Here is a 16,623-nt window from a genome sequence, read left to right as displayed (position 1 = left end):
CCACAATCCGAGCCAAAGCCATGCATCATTGGAAGCTCTATCGATCCCGTGTACGAGACCTTCAGATTACATCATCCATTCCAAAGCCTATCTACGCTTAATAACCTACCGTAAACCGTGCTTGGATAAACTGCGGATCGTCCAGTTCGTCCACCAAAGCCGCTGCAAAATCGCCAACGGAAATCGAGCTTTCCCCGATATCATCCGTAATTACACGGTTCATCCCAACTCGGAACTGGCCTGTCCGACGTCCTGTTGTGATTGTCGCAGCAGGGCTCATGTAGGTCCAGTGAATGCCCGATGCTTCAATCAGTTCATATGCATCAGCATGTGCTTTCGCCAGTGGTTTGACTTCTTCCGGGAATCCAGGCGTATCCATCAGCATATCACCGGAATCGGTTAGCAAACTTCCCGCTCCACCAACTACAACCAGACGTCCTGCTTTTGCCCGGCGCACACCCTCGATCAACGAACGTGTCACTTCCAGCATCTCTTCTTCTCCACCGAACTTCGGTCCATATGCACTCACAACCACTTCTTGACCCGCTGCAAAATCAGCCACCTGATCCGGGTTAAGCAGATCTCCCTGTTCTACACGCAAACGCTCATGAACCATCTCAACCTTCGAAGGGTCACGCACCACTGCTGTCACTTCATGCCCACGATCCATCAGCTCCCACAATATCATCTTGCCAATCGCTCCGGTTGCTCCAAAAATGGCTACTTTCATATGAATTCCCTCTTTTCTGTAGATATCATCTTGTCAACTTACCGTTATTTTAATACTTAATCCTATTGTTATATACCTTAAACGGCTCACGCCATCTTAAACCGGATGTGAACAACTTGTAAACCTATCTCTTACAGCTTATATGTAGAAAAATAATCTTTACTTCAACTAGCGGAAGAAGCACCGGCACTCTTAAGTATCCCCTCTCTCCGCTAGCACTCAACACGAATCATGCAAAAAAGCCGCTAAATGCGGCTATACTAAGATAGTTTCATACGACATAAGTCTATTCTTATCTCAAAATTTCAGTTTCCGTTCCGCTAGGTAGTCGGTCCTTCTTCTCCCTGCCTCCACCACATGCCCTCCGATTTTGGGCTGGTGTATTCAAATCCAAATTGAGCATAAAGTTGATCAGCCGGAACATCCGCCAGCAGACTGACCAAACCACGGGCAGGTACTGCTTCACGCAGATAATTCATAATCTCGCTCATGATCAGTTTTCCATACCCCATTCCCTGAACATCCGGGTGTACAGCAATATCGACGACCTGAAAGAAACAACCTCCATCTCCAATCACTCGCCCCATGCCTATCAGCATATCCTCTTCACGCAGACATACGGCAAACAGGCTATTCGGTAATCCAATCTCCGCCCCTTCCCTGCTCATCGGGCTAAGACCCGAAACCTGCCGTAAAGCAAGATACTCCACTGCTGCGGGTGGTGTGTGTTCAATACTCACATGATCCATGAATTGTGCCCCTTTCTGCAAAGATACATTGGATATTTATTCAGTAATCACTCACTTGGCTCTTAGCTATCTAATCTCTTTAGTATATCAAAAAGTCTCCTGAGATTTTACAACTCAGGAGACTTTAAGAATAAAATATTATGGTGTTACAGGGGCGCTGGCTACTGAAATATTACCTGCCTCGTCGACGCCTTTAATTGTGATATTAACTAGTTTATTAGCTAATTCTTGTATTTCAACTTTAGTATACGATTGTGTCTTCAATATCAACTCGTCGTTCAAATATATCCAATATTCCTTCACTCCTACATCATCTGTCGATGGTTCCCAATCCAATACAAGTTTTCTACCATTGCGGGTTACACTCACATTGGAAGGAGCTGTAGGAGCTATAAAATCAGGTGAAACTAGTTTAGTAAGCATTTCCTGTTCTTCAGGAGTTTTATTCATTGATTGAGCTTTTGGTGCCGCGGCTGCCTTTGAGGCAACTGCTGCCTTAGCCGTAGACATTCCCGTAACATTAACTGGAACATATGAATTAGTAGTTAAACCATTGCCCAATTGCCCATCGCTGTTTGCCCCCCATGCCAACAGGTTATTATTGGACAAAGCCATACCATGACTTGTTCCAGCAGCAATGCTCTGTACAGAAGTTATAGAAGCAACCTTATCTGGTGAATTTGTAGCATAGTATCCTCCTGTACCTAACTCTCCGGCATTATTTGATCCCCAGCTATACACTGCAGTTGAAGTTCTGGCCAAACTATTAAAGTTACCTGTTGAGATTTGGCTAATACCAGATAAACTGTTTATTCTAACTGGAGTTAGCCGCTCAGTGTTGGTACCATCACCTAACTGACCATTATAATTGTACCCCCATGCCCAGACAGTGCCGTCCTGCTTTAATGCAAGTCCATGGTAGAAACCTAAGGAGATACTTTCTACTCCTGTTAATCCTGCAATTCTGATTGGAACATTCTTTTGAACTTTTGTCCCATCTCCGAGTTGTCCGAAACCATTAGCTCCCCATGCCCAGACTGTACCATCCGATTTAATCGCAAAACTGAAGAAAGCACCTGCGCTAATTGATTTAACGCCTGATAAAGTTGGAATTTTAGTCGGAGCATATTGACTATTATTATGTCCTAGTCCCAGATCACCATAGTAGTTACTCCCCCATGCCCAAACTGTACCATCTTTTTTCAACGCCAAAGCATGACTTGTTCCAGCATCGATAGCTATGACAGAGTCTAGACCATCTATTTTCATAGGAATATCTTGCTGCCTTGAATTTGTATTCGCTAATTGACCATTCATATTACTTCCCCATGCCCAAACTGTACCATCACTTTTAAGTGCTAAATTGTAGTCTGGTCCAGATGTAATTGAGGTAATAGAATTCAGAGTGGGAATTTGAATCGGTGTTTTGGCAAGATATGCGCCCTTAACACCTAACTGCCCCATTTGATTATATCCCCATGCCCATACAGATCCATCACTTTTAAGTGCGAGTGAGTGACTTTGTCCTCCCGACATCTGTCTAGTAAAAGACTGCTCTGTAGTAACAGTTACACTATTACTCGAAGTAGAAATATTGCCTTGATAATCTTTAGCCTTAACGGTAAAGGTATATGTCTGACCAGGGGCTAAGCCGGTTGCAGTGTAATTAATAATAGATTCTAGAGACTTACCATCTACTGGCAATGTACTAAACAAAGTTGAACCTGAATATACCAGATATTCTTTTACTGCGTGGTTATCTTCTGATTCATCCCAGTACATCACTGCTGTAGAAGAGGTCTTTCCGGTAATTCTAAGTTGTCCTGGTGCAGTCGGAGCATCCTTATCCACGGGATAATTGATTCCATTTACTAGTACACGTGTAGGTTGTGCTGTTGTTGCCCCATTCCCTAATTGCCCATACATATTAAATCCCCATGCCCATAAAGAACCATTCTTCTTAAGAGCGAAGCCATACATTTCACCGGCCTCAATATCTGTAGCACCCTTTAAGTGGGCTGCTTTTACAGGAGATGGACGCTTCTGAATAGTTGTTCCGTCTCCAACTTCTCCATAGTAGTTATTCCCCCACGTCCAAACTTCTCCATTATTCGTTAAGGCCATACTATGTGAGTAACCTGCAGTGATTTTAATGACGTTATTCAGATTCGGTATCTGGGTAGGGGTTGGGTGATCAATATAATCTCCCAGACCTAATTGACCCGATTCATTCATTCCCCAGCTCCAGACAGTTCCATCATTTCTGAGAGCAAGTCCATGCAGGTATGTCATATCAATTTGAACAATATTTGATAGGCCCGCTATTTGAATTGGAGAATAGTGAATAGTACTGGTTGAAGTCTTATACCCAATCGCCCGACTTCCATCTCCCCAGATCCAAACTGTTCCGTCCTCTTTCAACGCCATACTGTTATAGTAGCTTCCATTGATCGCGACAACATCAGTTAGACCTGCAACCTGAACTGGTTCAAGACTATTATAAGGTAACTTGCCACCGACTCCGAGTTGACCTAAGCCGTTATCTCCCCAAGTCCATACAGTTCCGTCTTCCTTAAGTGCCATGTAATGTTGAAGTCCTGCTGAGATGGAAACTACTTTTTCCAATCCTGGAACTTTCGTAAGCGGAAGACGTTGATTAGTATAGTCATTAGCGCCCCATGTCCATACAGTTCCATCTGGGCGGAGTCCAATATTCTGTTTTAAACCCGTAGAGATCATTGAAAAACCGTCAAGAGTCGTTATTCTGGTAGCACTTGTACGGTTGGCTGTTGTAGCTTCACCCAACTGATAATTACTGTTGAGCCCCCAGCCCCAGACTTGACCTTCCTGATTCCACGCAAAGGTATGGTCCCTATAGGCCGAGACAGCCAAATTATTAGTAAAGAAAATAAGAGGCTTGCTGTTTTCTGAATAATTCTCAGCTTTATCTATCGCTACGATTGAGATAGACTGCATTTCATTAAGTGTGAGATTAGTAATCGTAAACTTGGTGTCTGTAGTCTCACCTAGAAGTGTATCGCCATTGTAAATTTCATATCCATATATACCAGACAATTCATCCTTAGCAGGAGACCAACGTATTACAGCAGTTGAGCCCAATTGGCTAACTTTAAACAAATTCTCAGGTGGAGAAGGCGGAGTAAGATCAATCCTCACTTCTGCTTCAACTGTTGCACTTACATTACCTGCTCTATCTAAGGTTCGAGCATAAACTTTGGTGATCCCCTCTTGCTGTACAGGGAATGAACTGATGTATTCTTGCCATTCTGTATCTGTACCTATTTTATACTCGTAACCACGGACCTGACTGTCTTCATCCGTCCCCCCTTCAAGACTCACATATACTTCATGGTTCTTCCATTCGTCATATGTCAAATAAATTTCAGGAACAGAAGGAGGCACTTTGTCAAACTGCAGAGTGTATTCTTGTATTTCACTGACATTCCCAGCGTTATCCATGGTTCTGGCATAGATTGTTCTTAATTTATCACCGCTCACATCGAACGTACCTTTATAATCAGTCCAAAGGCCAGTTTTATCCAATCGATACTGTGACTTCATAATCCCACTTTGGTCATCCATACCATCAAAAATAGTAACTGAGTAGGTAGAATTGCTCCATTCATAAGGTGCAAATCCGAAATCCGGTGCTGTTGGCGCTGTTACATCAATACTAATTTTTCCTTTTTTTGTCTTTTCCATATTACCATCAAGATCTCTTGAACGATAATATACAGCACTCTGCTCCTCACTGGCTGTAAATGGAGCTGTGTATCTCATCCAAGTCAATCCGCCATCCAAGCTGTATTCAGTATATTCAACCGCGGATTGCGTATCTGTACCCTGAAGACTTATCGTAACAGGACTTATGTAGTATGAGTTCTGCCCTTGGGTTCCCGTAACTTGAATCGTAGTTTCAGGAGGAATTGTATCTTTCTTAATTGTAAATTTCAACTCTTTGGGCGTCTCTACTCGACTATTGTTACTAATCGATTGATAGATGACGTTGTAAACTTTCTTATCTGAAAAAAGAATTGGTTGTGTATAAGTTGACCAGGTATCACCATTATTTAGACTGAATCTGGTCACAGATATACCTGACCCTGTATCCTGAGCAATTAATTCCAATTCTACAGCACCATAGTAAATACCATTAGCGCTCTTATTACCCTTCAGTGAATGTATTGTGACAGGTGCACCTGATACATCCGCTGCGTATAAAGTGCCTACTCCCCCAAAAAGGGGAGAGAGCAAGGATATTATTATTGCCATTGCTGTTATAGCAGCAATATTACGTGTCAAGCCTCTCATGTTCATCCTCCAAAACTAATTTAATTATATTTCTGATCTCGCAACCTTATGCCAAGACTTTAAAAGCAACACGGGGGGAATATAGGCTGGCATAATCCACTGATAAGACAAATCTTTAAGCAGCTCACCAAGCCAGAATTGTCCCTGCTGATCCAATTGCATCTTCCACGGACCGCTAGCCATGGCTTCTCCCTGATCTACAAGTCTACGTGCATTATCATAGCTAGATTCTTCTCCCTTGTTTCGATCAATCTCTTCCAGAGCTATATTATATAAACGTTGCTGCTCATCTTCCTTTTCCTGTGTAAACTCAGAATCATATACTATGGAGAAATTTAAACCTTTAAATTTCTGTTTCTCTACAATTGTTTTAAATAGATCAGTAACATACACTTTCACTAAGGCAGTCTCTTTAATTTTAAACATATACGTGTCACTGGGTATTTTTGAAAAGTCAAACACCAGTTTATTGAATCCTGCCCAATCCCCGTCACTATACCTTCTTACATCAGAGCGATTCCAATCCACACAATCCAAAACATTCGTAATATTTACTACATAAAGCTCTAATTCATCATGAATTAATGGTAATAATTCAACCTCTCTCGAGATATGAGCTTCGAATACTTTTTTCACATTTCCTTTCATAATTGGCTTCCCTATTATTAATCGAGGAAAATCACTATATTTTTTTTTATACAATGTTTTTACTTTAGTCGGGGTCCATATTTTCGCCTTAGCCTCTCCATTAAAATCTGAAGCCAGTTCGTGGTCCCAATCCAAAGTATTTAATTCCATACTGCTATCGTTATGTTTCAGTTCATATACCTTCATAAGCATTATCTCCCAACACCCATTTTTTCTTTAACAACCTTACTTTAAATAAAGGAATTAATACAAAGTTTGCTTAAATAAACTCAACATATCTGAGGGCATTCTAATTTAACATCAAAATACTTCATTAAATTCCGTATGCCTCTCCGTTTTTACCAAGATTACCTATTTTTAATCTCCCTGACATAAGTTCTTGACGAATAAACTCAATCTCAGCTACTACTTTCTTTTTGTCCTTGCTCACTGGCTGAAGTCTTTCAAGTACAAACTCGTAATAACTAATTGAATGTCCACCATTGTGAGTCGCCATCGTTGTTCCGTCAATGATCGTAGTCGCTGAACCTTTATCTTTAGGTAAATATACTCCATTAGCAGAAGAATTAAGATCTATATCCAACTCTTTGAATATCTTCTGTAACTTCACACAGGCATCTTTTTTACACCCAACAGGTACAATATGATGAGCATCCCAACCCGATGGTCTTTTCATATCAGTGGCCTCTTCAATCTCCTTAGCCAATTTGTCACCGTTACTACTACCCTTCTGTCCAGTAGTTTTGGTTTTTAAATTCTGGTACTTTCTAATATCACATGCATCTTCAAGGTTATGAGTCAAAATCCCCAATTCAGAGACATAATAGGAGTGGAATTCAGTAACTGTGAAATTGTAAACCTTCACGATCTCATAATTGAATTCAATAGAGTTGATACGCTCCAAAGATCCGTCCTGAAGCTCAACTTGGTCACCAACTACTAACTCATCTGCTGGTATCCATCCGCGATTTTTGATCCAAAATCTATGGTTACCTGTTGTTCTTACATCTGCTTCGCCTATCTGAAGTGTATAAATTACATCCGCAGTAGTATTAAATAAGTGTTCTACAGGTTTATATGACTGTATATTTCTATCTGTATCTTTAGCCAGAACAAGGTCGCCGACTTTAACTTCCTCAATCGGTTTTTCCCCGTTTTTTGTCTGAATTATGGTTCCTTCTGGCATACAACCACACGGATTACTTTTGTAAATCTTTTTAACGGTTTTGAACCCTGATACTCCATTACCTAGGAACGGAACCATAGCCCCTAGAGACCATAATGCATTGGCAGCATCCCCCTCAATTAAATAAGCTACTCCATTTACGGCATCTGCGGCTTCACCCAGTATAGGAATTTGACCTATATTTTCTAAACTACAATGAATAAGATCTTTACCAGTTTTACCTTTACACAACGCTGCTTTTTCAGAATTTTCCCAAAATCTTTGTATCTTATTCGGTCCATATATTTCCTTAAACCAAATATCATATCCACTTTTTGGAACAGCTTCATTTGGACCCATTACATACCGATAATAATATTCTTCGCACTCAGAACAGTTATCCCTGTCCTTCATACTTGAAGTGACAGCTCTACCATTCATGGATTTAGGAGGTACTGGTTTCCAATTCAGTGTTCTTGATCCATCATTTGAAACACTGACCAAAAATTGGATTGGATCGTATTTTTTATGGATACTTATGAATCTCCATACTGTTACTTCGTATATTCCACTCTTAGCCCAGTATCTATCTTTACCTGATACCACACCATAACTTGCAAAATAATCTTTGAATTCAGAATAAGTCCAAACATCACCCTTCCAAACTACAGGAACTTCATCCCCTTTTTTAAAGTTACCTTCGACAAAACCTTTATTAACTAAATGACTACCAGCACGATATAAGGTCTTAACTTCGTAATAAAGCTGATTATTAGCAGTTTGGACTGGATAATGAAGTGTTACCGAATCTCCTGACCCTGGTGTTGCATCTATAACTAGATCGTTCTTTTTAGCGCGACTCAATGTTCTTAGTGCAGGTATTTCCTCACCATAGTTTCCATTGGTATATTCAACTCGATTTATATTTATCAATATCTCATAAATTTGACTTTTAAAGTCTTTTGCGAAAACACCAGAATTTATTTTGAGATAGTAGGTGCCTGGAGCTAACTCAACAGCTCGCTCGCTCGCTTCTCCAAAGAACCCTATTGTAAACCCACTTTGATCTTCTAAACTTGCTTTTCCTTCAGATACATACAAGCTGATTTGTTCAGACTCTTTAAGTTCAATCTTATAGTAATCTACATCATACAATGATGAAACCGAAAGGTCATTACCTGCCTGATCCTTATATATAATCTCTCCAAATGGAATAACTTGTGCAGTCTCCCTTGTACTATGTGCCATACTCTCTACAGTCAGTTGTGCACGTAAACCTTGTACAGAACCATAACTGCCTACAGCCATATAATACGTAGTACCGGCATTCAAAGTGACTTCTAACTTGGAGAATAAATCTCCATAAGGTCTATATCCTTTCACGTCATCGTTTGAATCCAAAAGTCGTTCCATCTCTGGATCACTATACAAGGCAATGTCAGTATCATTCACTTCATTACTACCAGGATAGTATGATGTAAAGAAACGATATTTACCCGTTGTGGACGGAGTAAACTGAAGGTATGCTTCTTCGCCGCTTGGTTTGGATAGACTTACTGCCTCACCTAGTTTCAAAGAATCAAATCCTGTCTGACCTGCAGCAGTAATCTGAAGTCTGGCAAATACCTTTCTCTTATTCGCTTCATTTACACGAACATAATACGGTGTTCCGGCGCTTAGATTAACAATAACTTCTGAATAGACAGATTCTCCTTTGTCATCATTGTAACCGTTGGTAATCGGTGTCAGCATATCTGCGTCGGAGAAAACATTTAATTCCGTATCATTAATTTTGGAACTGGCACTGCCATTATACCTGCTTGTAGCAATTCTAAATTTACCGTTACTCGCAGGGATAAATACATACACATTGCTATTACCTGCTTGTTCATTAATATCCTGAGGTTGGTTAAGATAAATATAAGGAATACTTGAACTAACAACATCAGCTGTTATTCTTGCCCGTAACGGTGTCGTATCAAAACCATTTACTTTCACATAATAGGTCTGTCCACCAACAAGACTGATAGTAATCTCTGAAAACACCGAATCATTGGCATCATCATTAGAGGCCATTTGCTTCGTAAGTTGGAGGCTCGAATAAATAGACAACTCTGTATCTACATCAGGACCTGATCCTTGGTATGCACTAGTGCGGATACGATATACCCCTGTTGTAGCTGGTGTAAAACTATATACTTGATCTCTGCCCGCAGGCTGATCTATATCTTCCGGCTTTGCTACGAATAGTTCGGGAATAGTTGTTGATGACTGAATTGAAGCAAATGAGCTTTTGCCTCCAGCATATACCGCTGCCACTTCAAGTTTATACGCTTTTAAGGGCTCAAGACTGCTGAAAGTATATGAAGATGTATTAACTGTTCCTACTTCTTTTCCATCCAGTCTTACTACATAAGATGTGGCATCTGGCATGGTGTTCCAAGAGAGCTTAATACTTGTTGCATAAGGCACTGCCTCAAGCCCTGTCGGCGCTTTGAATGCTTGTGCTGTTATATTGCTTAGCGTAAGTGTATATGGTGATGTACTGAACTGACCACTGAAACCAGTAATTTTAATGTAATATGATTTGGTAGCCGTCACTTCAAAATCAATATGTTCAGTGATGCCAGTTCCATTGGAAGATTCACCTACCTGAATCCCCGACTCGTTATAGATATCCATTTCATAGTCTACAGAAGAAGGTATATCTAATGTTATTGAGATCTGTCCGTCCTTATCAGCTGTCAATTTGTAATAGTCAATATCACTACTTGAAGAGATGTATGAAATATAGCTATTTCCTGGATTAACAGTTTTGGCTGTAAGAATTGTATTATTGGGTTCATACGTATCTTGCCCTGATCCTTGTTGTGCAACATTAATGATAAATGTGTCATCGAACTTACCCGAAGTTACACCCGGATAGCGATACTTGATATAATACGTTCCGGTTGGAGTTGAAGCAGACGTACGCCAAGTATAAGGTATGTCTACATTTAAGCTTGGATTGGATATCGTCTGTGAAGCAATAATGTTATTTGGATTAGAGGCAGCAGATACCTCAACAATAATTTGTCTATGAGGGTTACTACCATTCTGGTCACCCTCTAGCTTAAGTGAAACGGTAACTGTCTCTCCTGGCTCGATTGTAGCGCCGTTATTTTTCAAATCATACGAAGCTGTTGTAATCTCACCTTCCGGTTCAACTGGAATCACCGTATTCAATCCAGATAAGTTTTCTTCCGAGAGAGGTGCAATTGAACCTTCAATGACATTGGCTGCTTTAGCCACATTCAGAAGCCCACGGCCAGTTTCATGAGTATCTTCTAAAGGTGTGACAGTTTCATATAGCCTTTGAACTACTTCCTCACCAGTCCAAGAAGGATTATGGCTCCATAACAATGATGCAGCACCAGTCACATGTGCAGCTGCGTTGGAGGTTCCTGAAGAAACTCCGTATGCACCATCCATCGTAGTACTAATAATGCCGAATCCGGGAGCAACCAAGTCCAGTTCACTACCGGTGCTTGAAAAGTCAGCTCTGTGATACGAATAATCAACAGCACCTACTGCAACAACTTCAGGATACTTGGCAGGATATTTAATTGTATCTTCTCCTAAACCACTGTTACCCGCTGCAGCCACAATAATGATTCCGGCTTCCTTCGCTCTCAAAATTTCTTCATGTAAAGCTTCACTATACTGGGACGATACAAAACTCATGTTAATAATATTAATGTTGTTATTGATCGCCCACTCTATACCCTGAATGACCGAACTTGTGTAACCATTACCTGTACCATCAATTACTTTAACTGCATATAGTTCTGTGGATGGAGAGATACCCACAACTCCGACCCCATTGTCAATAGCTGCGATCGTACCTGCTATATGTGTACCGTGTCCTTTGTCATCTGTATAGCTGGTCGATGATTCATCAAAACTTACCCCTCCAGCAATATTAAGATCTTGATGATCTACAACCCCTGTATCAAATACCGCTACCTTAACAACACGATCACCAGTACCCTTTTTGGACTGAAGCATGTACGCACCTGTTGAATGAATTCCCCAAGGGATAGTTTGCGCACTCTCTTTTACTGATTTATCTTCTACTTCTGTTACATTGTCAGCTGCAATCTCAATTGGTTTGTCCTCTTCTATTGACTCTATTTTAGGATCAGACAAAAGAAGATTAACTTCTTCAGTATTCAGCTCCATAGATAAAGAGTTTACACTTTCCAAACTTTTCACATTATATAGATCAAGTTTGTATTCGATGTCACTAGTCGAGCTTGACGGTTCTTCTGACATTAAACCTTGAATTTTCATACTCTTCTGGTCTGCCGACTCTTTATAAACGCTTTCAGTTACTGAAGGAAGCTGAACCGAAAATTCCTTTTTAAGCCGAACCAAAAATTTAGAACGAGGCTTATTATTATGTACATCTCCCATAACGCTAATATTGTTTAAAACATCGCTTACATCATTTTTTGGAGAATCTACTTGAACTGGTTCTTCAGGCAGTGGGACAGTTTCTTCAACAACTTCCTCTTCCTCCTTCTCTGGTATTTCCTCCTCATTAGTTATATCACTATCCACTTCGTCAATCGGTACAGAACCCTCTTCAGGGTCTGTAGATGTGTCTTCTTGCGAGTTCTGCGTAGTTACTGGAATTGAAGTGTTCCCATTACCACCTGCTGAAGCAGCAAAACCTATTGCAACTTCAAAATTTCCAAGCAGAATTGAAAAAGTTAAAAATAATAAAAATACACGTTTTAGACTTCTCAAACAATATTCCTCCTAATTCGACTTTTTACTACCACATTTATACAACAACTTAGCAACCTCATTAATAATAGATATTGTAATCAATTAAATCAATCGCATAATTTGTCGATATTTGTAATTTATCGTCGAAAACAACGAATTGTGAGAATATTTTGGATAAGCCTGCGTAAATATCTTATGAATCTTAATTAGCCTTTGTGCCCCTTTCTGCTTGAATTCATCTACTTCCTGTGTAATAGTGAGAGAAAGCTTACGTGAAGCGTGTTTCATGATACATGAAGTTGGTGCAAAGGAGGAACAAGAGTGTTTCAACGTTGGATTGATGATCTAACATCGCGCCCAGGCACTGTGGCTGTGCTGTTTGGAGTCATGGCTTTACTTCTGGGGATATACATATGGTCTGCCACTGAAGTTCGCCGCAGCCACGAAAGGCGAATGCAAAGGATACGAGATACATTATACATAAGTACAGCCCTCTTGGGACAACTTACCATCCAGGAAAATCGGAATTATGAACGGTCGGAACACGAACATAATGATCTGATAACAGCAATGTTAGCCTGCAAAGCTGCATCTTACCTTTCCCCTCAACTACAGGATCAGATCCGTGACTGTATCAAGGAACATGACCCTGCCAAACTCGGACTCATGCACAGAGCACTGGAACGAGAATGCACCGTATTATCGGATGAACTCAGCCGGGATACGCAAGCAATTCATTGGGGCACAGCAATCTGGACGATCCTCCGGCCCATAGCCGAACCAGCGGCAGTAGCAGCCACAGGGTTTCTGGTTACAGATCTGGTATTTCGTCAGCGAATGTTGGACGTCCCTGTGGACTCATGGGACAACATCTTGCCATGGATGCGCGCAATTTCCCTAATGATCACCATAATATATGGTTACCTGCTCTGGGCTAGCCTCCAACGGGATAGGCCAGGTACAGTAACCAAATTGCTCTCCTTGCTGATCGCGCTATGCTCCTTGCTCCATCTGATTGGACCTGTTGCTGCGCCCTACGCACTGGGATTACAATTAATCCTGTTCACTTCAGGCTTCAGTCTGACCGGAACACGCTATCGCAGTGATCGCCCTTATGCAGGGCATACGGATTTGGAACCAACAAAGCAAGTCTCTACGGAGCTGGAAGAGAATACACGTCGTACATCTGGTACCAACACCGACGAATAACTAACGCATTCAGCCCATCACCATCTTCGAGTGAATTTTCAACATCTAGATTCTACATGTCTCTTACCACGTAAAAAAGGGCTGAAACTACATTGTAGTTCAGCCCTTTTTTATATTACTAATTTTGTCTTTCGAAGAATGATCGGAAGCTTATTCTGTCATCGAAGTGGCATGTATTTTTTTAGTTCAATTTATATAATGGATAATTACTTCACTTATTTGGCTACAACATGTGCAATGATACGACCTTTTTCGTATGTGACCGTAACGTTATAACCCTCTGCCGTTACACTGTCGAATTCACCTGTAATTCCATTCGCCGTGATTAACGTAATATCTTTGGAACCTTCAATCTTATAGTTGGACAAGTCGAGTTTCAAACTTCCTCCATCAATATAGAGTTTTCTGCCGACATTCAGCTGACTGTTGTTGTCAGTCACTATCAATTCCAACGTACCGTTATCCATGGTAAAGTTTCTATTTAAGTTGAGTGCTCCGTCGACATCAACGACAACTGTTCCATTTTCTACATACAGATCACCTGTACCAAAAGCAGTTGAAGATTTGGCTACCAGCATTCCTGCTTGCAGCAAGGTTCCGCCTGTGTAGCTATTTTTCCCTGTCAATGTAAGGGTTCCTGTTCCCTTTTTCGTGAGCATTCCACTACCGGTGATATCATTTCTCCACCAGTCTTCTGCATTAAACCGTCCTTTGGAAGCGTCCATATCTACGGTTACATTGTTCAAGAAAGCACCGTATCCATCCGCAGCCGTGACCAGATCAATTCTACCCCAGCCCTTGGATTCATCCAGTACAGGATATCCAGAGTCAATGGATGTTGTATACAATACTTGTCTGCGTTGCTCATCTGTTAAATACGGTTGACGTGTTTCTAACAGGGCTTCTGCTCCTTGCGGTACAACGGGAGCCAAACCTTTGGTTCCGGTTTGTGGAAGACCGTAAGTCATCTTCTCTCTATAGAAGGCTTTATTGGCATCATGATCTTCCCATTTGTGTTCGTCGTAAGCACTCTTGAACGTGTAATCCTCTGTTACGGTATGTGCATACTCATACAGACTCATATTTTTTTCCTTGGCTGCAGCTCCAAATACTTCTCCTGCATTCTCATAACCTTTCTCTAACACATCTTTATTCTCAGCCTTATTAAGTGCATATGCAGCCATAGCTGTGGATTGTATTCTTCCTCCTATAACATCCAGCGGTGAGTGCATCCCCGTTACGACTCGATTCTCGCCCAACTGAGCTGCTCTCGTTAACAACTCAGAGAATCGTTCTGGTGTAGCGTATGCCAAAGGAAATACGGATAAGTAAGCTGCACTGGTATGTCCGCTCGGAAATCCGCCATCTTTTCCTCTTCCATCCTCAGCGATTCGTTTGACATAAGTTAACGCAGGAATAAGCTTAACGTTGGTTTCGTATTGCTGGTAATGTTTTTCTCCTGTTGATTTGGTGCCGCCTGAAGCCAATGGTACTTCTTTTTTCTCACCTTCGCCCAAGGTTTCCCATACAGGCAGTCCTTTGCTGTCAACCACTTCTTTCACTTCTCCATTGGAATTCATTCTCCACGGTCTAGGGGAAGAGTAGAAATATTTAGAGGGATTAGATGAGGCAGGAATTTTGAATCGAACCAGATCAACTAAATGGACCAAATCTGAAAGTTCCGTCTTTGCTTCCCAATCTCCAATGCCTTGGCTTTCATCTTCCACGGTTTCCTCGGTCAATACCACATTCATCTCGTCCACCGTTCGTTCAACGTTTGTCTTTGGCTTGATGATATCTACATACGTGTTAGCCAGCGGACCAAAGCCCTCCATCACGCTATAGATCTTATCTCTTTGGTCATCGTAATAGGCTGCCAATGCCTCTTCAGCCGTGCGATTTTGCGTGACCTTTTCTACATATTTGATATTGGCTTCCCAAGTCGCTTTGTTTCGGATCTCTTCATTTGCATATGTTTTCTGATCAGCGACAGCTACGGTTGGATCATTCTTAAAGCCGTCAAAATATGGGGACGGTCCATCTCCATACTTTGCATTCTTCCCATCAGCTCCAATTTGGGTTGCCGCTGTTCCATCTCTCCAGTCCGCTTGGTTCATGGACCATACTTGATCAAAACCGTCTAAAATATCAATAAACGGATTGGTTTCTGCAATATTTTTTAAGGTGTCGTCTCCGGCATTGGCTCCGTGCTTCACGGCAGACAACCGAGCTTCATCTGATGGAGGATTAACATTCAATACGGTTGCGGTTCCTTTTGGCTTAGCTGGTTTGGCAGCTGTAGTCGCATCTGTTTCCACCGCCTTAACGAGCGCAGACACTGCTTCGGCACGAGTAATTGAATTAAGCGGTTTGAAGCTTCCGTCTGCATAACCAGCGATAATTTTCGCTGCTGCAGCTCCACCTACAGCTCCCTTGCTCCAAGCTGCAATAGACGATGAATCGCTAAAGACATTCGCTGCTGTTTCATTCAATTCCAAATTTAGAATACCGGCAATCACTTTAGCTGCTTCCTGACGTGTAATCGGATCTTGTGGCTTCATGGTGCCATCGGTGTATCCATCTATATATCCATTTGCATTTGCAATAGAAATGGCTTCGTAATACCATGCACTCTCAGACACATCGTTGAAGGTAATTTTAGCTTGTCCAGAATACCCAAAGGCACCGTTTACCAAATTCATAAATTCTGCTCTGGTAATATACGTATTTGGTTTAAATGAATGATCCAGGTAACCTCGAATTAATCCTTCATCACCCCATGCTTGAATATTCGCTTCCGCCCAGTGTCCCTTAATATCAGAGAATTGAATCTTCTGATCGGCTGCAAAACTCTTCTCTGCAAATGTCGGACCTACCATAGACAACATTAGAAGTAATGCCAGTGACTTTTTAAGTGGTTTTCTCATGGCTTGCAAATACACGCTCCCATTATGGTAAATTATTTTTTGCTTCTGCATCTGCAAATGAGTAAGAAAGACTCTATACAGATGTCTGAT

At 41.3% G+C, this 16,623-nt stretch carries 7 protein-coding genes; 1 reads left to right on the top strand and 6 read right to left on the bottom strand.

The features are described from left to right. Positions 1–97 precede the first annotated feature (97 nt). From F0220_RS02850 to F0220_RS02830, 5 genes are all read right to left on the bottom strand, one after another. Positions 98–730: an NAD(P)-dependent oxidoreductase gene (locus F0220_RS02850; protein ID WP_149846246.1), complete on the bottom strand. Its 633-nt coding sequence runs from the start codon at positions 728–730 to the stop codon at positions 98–100. 320 nt (positions 731–1,050) lie between these two features. Next, positions 1,051–1,479: a GNAT family N-acetyltransferase gene (locus F0220_RS02845; RefSeq protein WP_036607442.1), complete on the bottom strand. Its 429-nt coding sequence runs from the start codon at positions 1,477–1,479 to the stop codon at positions 1,051–1,053. A gap of 138 nt (positions 1,480–1,617) precedes the next feature. Then, positions 1,618–5,811, bottom strand: coding sequence for an RCC1 domain-containing protein (locus tag F0220_RS02840; protein WP_181155566.1), 4,194 nt, complete (start codon positions 5,809–5,811; stop codon positions 1,618–1,620). Positions 5,812–5,835: 24 nt separating this feature from the next. After that, the gene (locus F0220_RS02835; RefSeq protein WP_105601470.1) at positions 5,836–6,645 is read right to left on the bottom strand and encodes an imm11 family protein; all 810 of its coding nucleotides are present in this window, start codon (positions 6,643–6,645) and stop codon (positions 5,836–5,838) included. A gap of 127 nt (positions 6,646–6,772) precedes the next feature. Then, positions 6,773–12,415: a S8 family serine peptidase gene (locus F0220_RS02830; RefSeq protein ID WP_105601472.1), complete on the bottom strand. Its 5,643-nt coding sequence runs from the start codon at positions 12,413–12,415 to the stop codon at positions 6,773–6,775. A gap of 303 nt (positions 12,416–12,718) precedes the next feature. Here F0220_RS02830 and F0220_RS02825 point away from each other — a divergent pair, with 303 nt between their 5' ends. Beyond that, on the top strand, positions 12,719–13,606 hold the full coding sequence (locus tag F0220_RS02825) for a hypothetical protein (protein WP_105601473.1): 888 nt from the start codon (positions 12,719–12,721) through the stop codon (positions 13,604–13,606). A gap of 215 nt (positions 13,607–13,821) precedes the next feature. On the opposite strand, the gene F0220_RS02820 is transcribed toward F0220_RS02825, so the two are convergent. After that, complete coding sequence (locus F0220_RS02820; RefSeq protein ID WP_181155573.1) at positions 13,822–16,533, bottom strand: S-layer homology domain-containing protein; 2,712 nt, start codon at positions 16,531–16,533, stop codon at positions 13,822–13,824. Positions 16,534–16,623: the final 90 nt, after the last annotated feature.

It is taken from the genome of Paenibacillus sp. 37 (genome assembly GCF_008386395.1).
Lineage (GTDB): Bacteria > Bacillota > Bacilli > Paenibacillales > Paenibacillaceae > Paenibacillus > Paenibacillus amylolyticus_B.
The sequence above is the reverse complement of the archived record's forward strand: the minus strand, read 5'-3'. Positions and strand labels throughout refer to the sequence as shown.